This is a genomic window from Oscillochloris sp. ZM17-4, assembly GCF_019599295.1.
In the GTDB taxonomy this organism is placed as follows: domain Bacteria; phylum Chloroflexota; class Chloroflexia; order Chloroflexales; family Chloroflexaceae; genus Oscillochloris.
In genome coordinates, this window is sequence record NZ_JAIEWN010000065.1 from 1 (window position 1) to 5127 (window position 5127).

The window sequence follows — 5127 nt, forward strand, 5'->3', positions numbered from 1 at the left end:
ACCCCCGCCGCCACGCCGCGCCAGAGAATACCTAGCCCCGGTGATGCGCCCGCGCCCCGCAGCCGCTACCATTGTCTCAGTGGCGAGCGACCTGACGGCAAAGCGAGGCACACCGATGAGGAGAGGTAACGCAATGAACCTTGACACCGAGCGCGCCCTGCGCGACGCCCACGAGGAGATCCGCCGGCGGCACCAGTGGGCCGATCAGGAGCGCATGGCCCGCCAGGCGGCCGGCAAGCGGCAGGCCGACCATGAGCAGGACAAGGAGCCCCATATCGGCCCGATGGACTGGCTGCGGCGGCTCGCCGGGGCGCGTTAGGCGGGGCGCAGCGGCGCCGCGCTGCTGCGCCCAATCGCTCAATCCGGCGTATAATCTTCAGGCCCGCGCCTACCTGGAGATGATACGCATTGGATCTCACCCTCACCCCGACGTGGTCGATCGAGCTGGAGAGCGATAGCCCCGTGGCCCGCTTCGCCGCCGAGGAGCTGCGCCGCACCCTGCGCCGCATCGGCGCACCAGATCTTCCCGTGCTGGCCCGCGCCGACGGCCCGCGCATCCTGATGCGCCACGGCCCCGGCGGCGATGGCTTTCTGCGCGCGCCCGATGCCGGCGGCCTCGTGCTGCGCGGCGACGGCCCGCGCGGCCTGCTCTACGCCACCTACGATCTGCTTGAGGCGCTGGGCTGCCGCTGGGTGGCCCCCGGCCCCGACGGCGAGCGCCTGCCCCGCCACGAGCGGGTGACGCTCCCCGCCGCCGGCCTGGCCGACCGGCCCGCCCTCGCCGGGCGCGGCCTGATCATCGGCCACGACCACTTTCTGTCCGAGGCCAAGCCCTGGGTGGAGTGGGCCGCCCGCGCCCGCCTGAGCGCGATCTTCATCCATACGATCGGCCGCGGCCCGGCCATGGGCGCATGCCGCCTGGCGAGCTGGCGCGCCCGCCGCCGCGCGATCCTGCCCCTGATTGCCGCGCGCGGCCTGGATCTGGAGCTGGGCGGCCACCACCTGAGCGACCTCGTGCCGCGCCGGCTCTTTCGCGAGCGGCCCGAGCTCTTTCGCCACGACGGCGCCCGCCGCACGCCCGACTATAACTTCTGCCCGAGCCACCCCGAGACGCAGGCTGTGCTGCGCGAGCGCGGCGCGGCCTTCTTTGCGGCCTACCCCGAGGCCCAGATCTATCACCTCTGGCCCGACGATGTGCTGGGCGGCGGCTGGTGCCACTGCCCGCGCTGCGCCGGCCTCGCCCCGGCCGACCAGGCCCTGCTCGCCGCGAACACGCTGGGCGAGGCCCTGGCCGCGCTGCGCCCCGACGCCCGCGTGAGCTACCTGGCCTACCACGATACCGAGGACGCCCCGCGCGCCATGCGGCCCCACCCGCAGGTCGAGCTGATCTTCGCCCCGCGCCCGCGCTCCTATGGCCAGAGCATCGGCGACCCGGCCAGCCCGATCAACGCGCCTTACGCCGCCCGCCTCGCCGAGAATATCGCCCTGTTCGGGCAAGGGGGAGCGTTCAAGAGAGGGGAACCCTCTCTTGAGAATCTCCCGCGAAGCTCTGTCTTCGAGTACTACCTGGATGGCATCCTGTTCAAGTCCTCGCTGCCGCCGCTGCCCGAGCTGATCGCCGCCGACCTGGCCCACTACCGCGACGCCGGGGTGGGCAGCGTCCACGCCCTGATGACCGGCGACCGGCCCTGGGTGTCCGCGCCGCTGAACGCGCACCTCTTCGCCCGGCTGGCCTGGTCGCCCGAGCAGGATGTCGCGGCGCTGGTGGCGGGCTACGCCGCCGCCCGCGCCCCGCGCGCGCCCGAGGCCCTGGCCCGCGCCTACGCCGCCCTGGGCGCGGCCTGGCGCGCGGCCCTCGACCAACCCCCACTAATACCCGACCTCATAGATCCGATGCGGCTCCTGCTTCCCCTTGAGCTCAACCGCGCCGAGGGAGCGCAGGGGCCAGGGGGCGGCGGCGGGCAGCGCATCGTGGAGGTGGTATGAGATGATCACCTGGCCGGCGCGGGCCAGCCCCGAGAGCCGGCTGGCCGTGTTCACCACATCGCCGATCAGCGTGTAGTCCTGGCGCTGGGTCGAGCCGATGTTGCCCACCACCGCCCGGCCATAGCTAACCCCCACGCCCATGCCGATCTCCATGCCCAGATCCTCGCGCCAGATGGTGGCCAGATCGCCAAAGGCGCGCTGCATATCGACGGCGGCAGCCAGGGCGCGGCGCGGGTCGTCGGGGTGAGAGATCGGCGAGCCGAAGACGCCGATCACCCCGTCGCCGAGGAACTTATCGATCGTGCCATCGTGGGCGTAGAGCACCTCAGTCATCGCCGTGAAGTAGCGGTTGAGGATCTGCGTGATCAACACATGCGGGTCCATGCGCTCAGTCAGAGCGGTGAATCCGCGCAGGTCGGCGAAGAGCACCACCACCTCGCGCTCGGTCGGGTCGCCAAACTCGCCGCCGGTGCTGAGCAGCTGCTCGGCCACCTGGGGCGAGACATAGCGGCGGAAGACGCTGCGCACCCGCTCGCGCTCCTGGCGCTCCAGGCGCCGGATCGCGCTGATATCGCGCAGCACGGCGACCTGGCCGAGGGGCTGGCCGTCGGCGCTCTGCACGGGCGACATGCTCACGCTGTAAGCCATATCCTCGGGCATGCTGATCTCGGTGGCCTCGCCATTCGTCTGGCTGTCGCTGAGCAGGGGCAGCAGCCGGGCCAGGGGCGCATTGTGCCCCGCCCTGGCTAGGGCGTCGAGGGTCTTGCCCCGGTCAGCGCCGATGTGAAGGTGCAACCGATCCTCGGCGGCGCGGTTGGCGAGCAGCAGCTCGCGCTCGGGGCCGATCAGCAGGATCGGGTCGGCGGCGCCGCGCAGCACTGCGTTGAGGGTGGAGCGCTCATCGGCCACCACGCGGTAGAGACGGGCGTTCTCGATCACCTGGACGATCAGGCTGGCGACGGTGGTGGCCAGCTCCAGGTCGGCCCGGTCGAAGCCGCCCTCGCGGCCGGTGGCATCGACGAAGAGCACGCCGGGGGTGTGCTGGCCGGCCATGAGCGGCACGGCGAGGACATCATCGATCCGGCGGGCCTCCAGGAAGCGCCTGGCGATCGCGAGGTCGGCGCGGGCGGGCAGGCCGCGCAGCAGGATCGGCGCGCGCAGGCGGGCCACCATCTTGTGGGCCTCGGGGAAGGCGAAGATCAGCCGGGTCAGGTCGTCGTCGTAGGGGCTGGCCGGGCCATAGAGGGCCACCAGGGCGTTGTTGTGCTGGTCGATGTCGCCGAAGAGCAGCAGTCCGGCCTGGGGCGCATCGAAGATCTTGGCCACAGCCTCGGCGGCCAGCTGCAGGTTCTGCGGCGCGTCGAGCTGGGCGGTGATCGCCACCGAGAGCCGGTTCACCTGGTTGAGCTGCTGGATGCGCTGCTGCTCGTTCTCCAGCAGGCGCGCGTTGCCCAGGGCGATGCTGAACTGGCCCATGATCGCGCCGAGCACGGCCTCGTCGTTGGGGCCGAAGGCGCCGGGCACGGGGCTGCGCACATCGAGGGTGCCGAGGGCCTCGCGGCGCAGGATGATCGGGACCACCAGCTCGGAGCGCACCAGGGCGTCATCATCAAAGACCGCCTCGAAGCGTGAGTCATGCGCCACATCATCGACGCGCACCGCCAGGCGGTGCTGGAGCGACCAGCCATTCAGCCCCCGGTCGATATGGACGCGCAGGCTCTGGGGCACCTCGCCCCTGAGCGCGCCGGCCGATGCCTGGAGCACGAGGTCGGCGCCGTCGCGCATCAGCAGGCTCACCAGGGGGTAGCCGAACTGCTGCTGGATCATATAGACCAGCAGCCGCATCGCCTGGTCGGGCTGCATCAGCTCAGAGAGGAAGGCGTTGATCTCGTTGATCTTGCGCAGCTCCTCGGCGCGCTGGGCGAGCAGCGCGCGCTGGCGCTGGGCCACGCGGAAGAGCTGGGCGCTCTCCAGCGCCACGGCGCTCTGGGCGGCCACCGAGCTGAGCAGATCCACATGCTCGACGCTGAAGAAGCCGGGGGTGTGGTGGACGAGGGTGATCACGCCGAGCATATTGTGCTCGCGCAGCACCGGCATGGCGGCCACCGAGCGCACATTCGAGTGGACGTCGATCGCCGAGAACCAGCGCGAGTCCAGGCGGGTGTCCTGGATCACGGCGGGGGACTGCTCGCGCAGCACCCAGCCGGCCACGCCGTGGCGCATAATATCGGTGAGCGCCGGGGATGCCGGGTTGCGGCTGCTGGAGTAGCAGAGGGTGCGGTCGTCCTCGAAGTCGGTCAGGATGATGCTGGCCCGGATGGCGCCCACGGCGTCGGCCAGGTGGTCGAGGAAGCGGGTCAGCAGCACGTCGAGGTCGATGCTCGCCCCCAGGTCGCGGGTGAGGTGCAGGAGCAGCTCCGTCTTGCGCTGCTCGTTGCTCAGGCTGCGCTGGGCGCGCTGGAGGCGCAGCATGGCCCGCACGCGGGCCAGGAGCTCATCGATCTCGACCGGCTTGACCAGGAAGTCGTCGGCGCCAGCGTCGAGGCTGGCCACGCTGGTGGAGAGGTCGGCCTGGGCGGAGAGCACCATGACCGGGGTGAAGGGCTTGCTGCGGTCGGCCTTGATCCGGCGGGTCACTTCGTTGCCGTCGATGCCGGGCAGGCCGAGGTCGAGCAAGATAATGTCGGGCGTGATCAGCTGGAGGTAGGCCAGGGCCTCCTCTCCGCTGGCCGAGAGCGAGACCCGGTAGCCGCTGCTGGCCAGCACATCGCGGTAGACCCGGCGGATGAGCGCGTCGTCCTCGACGATCAGGATGTGGGCAGGCTCTATCATGGAGGGTTGCCCTAGTGGCGCGGGCCATAGCGCAAAGCGACGCCGCGCCGGCGGCGGGCGTGGCGATCAGTATAGCACACGGGCGGCGGGCGGCGCACAAGTGGTATGATGACCAGGTGTGACGTAAACTCTTGCATGCGGGCGTGCGGGTGAAGCCGCGCCGGGGGGGGCCGACGCTCGGCGCGCAGCGCCCCGGCGACGCGGTTTCAGCCGTACGCCAGAGCACCGCTGCAAGACTATACGCCGCACCCATGATGACCAGGTAGGGCTTCGACTCTGACCCGATGCTTTGTAGGGTTTGGCGGCGAT

At 71.0% G+C, this 5127-nt stretch carries 3 protein-coding genes; 2 read left to right on the forward strand and 1 reads right to left on the reverse strand.

From position 1 onward, the window contains the following. The first annotated feature begins 133 nt into the window (after window positions 1–133). Both K2Z83_RS25640 and K2Z83_RS25645 read left to right on the forward strand, forming a co-directional pair. Window positions 134–319, forward strand: a complete 186-nt coding sequence (locus tag K2Z83_RS25640) for a hypothetical protein (RefSeq protein ID WP_220598016.1) — start codon at window positions 134–136, stop codon at window positions 317–319. Window positions 320–408: 89 nt separating this feature from the next. Continuing rightward, on the forward strand, window positions 409–1986 hold the full coding sequence (locus K2Z83_RS25645) for a DUF4838 domain-containing protein (protein ID WP_220598017.1): 1578 nt from the start codon (window positions 409–411) through the stop codon (window positions 1984–1986). On the opposite strand, the gene K2Z83_RS25650 is transcribed toward K2Z83_RS25645, so the two are convergent. Then, entirely contained in the window at window positions 1870–4818 is a 2949-nt protein-coding gene (locus tag K2Z83_RS25650; RefSeq protein ID WP_220598018.1) for a GAF domain-containing protein, read from the reverse strand. The two genes, K2Z83_RS25645 and K2Z83_RS25650, sit on opposite strands and share 117 nt — an antisense overlap. Between the last annotated feature and the right edge of the window lie 309 nt (window positions 4819–5127).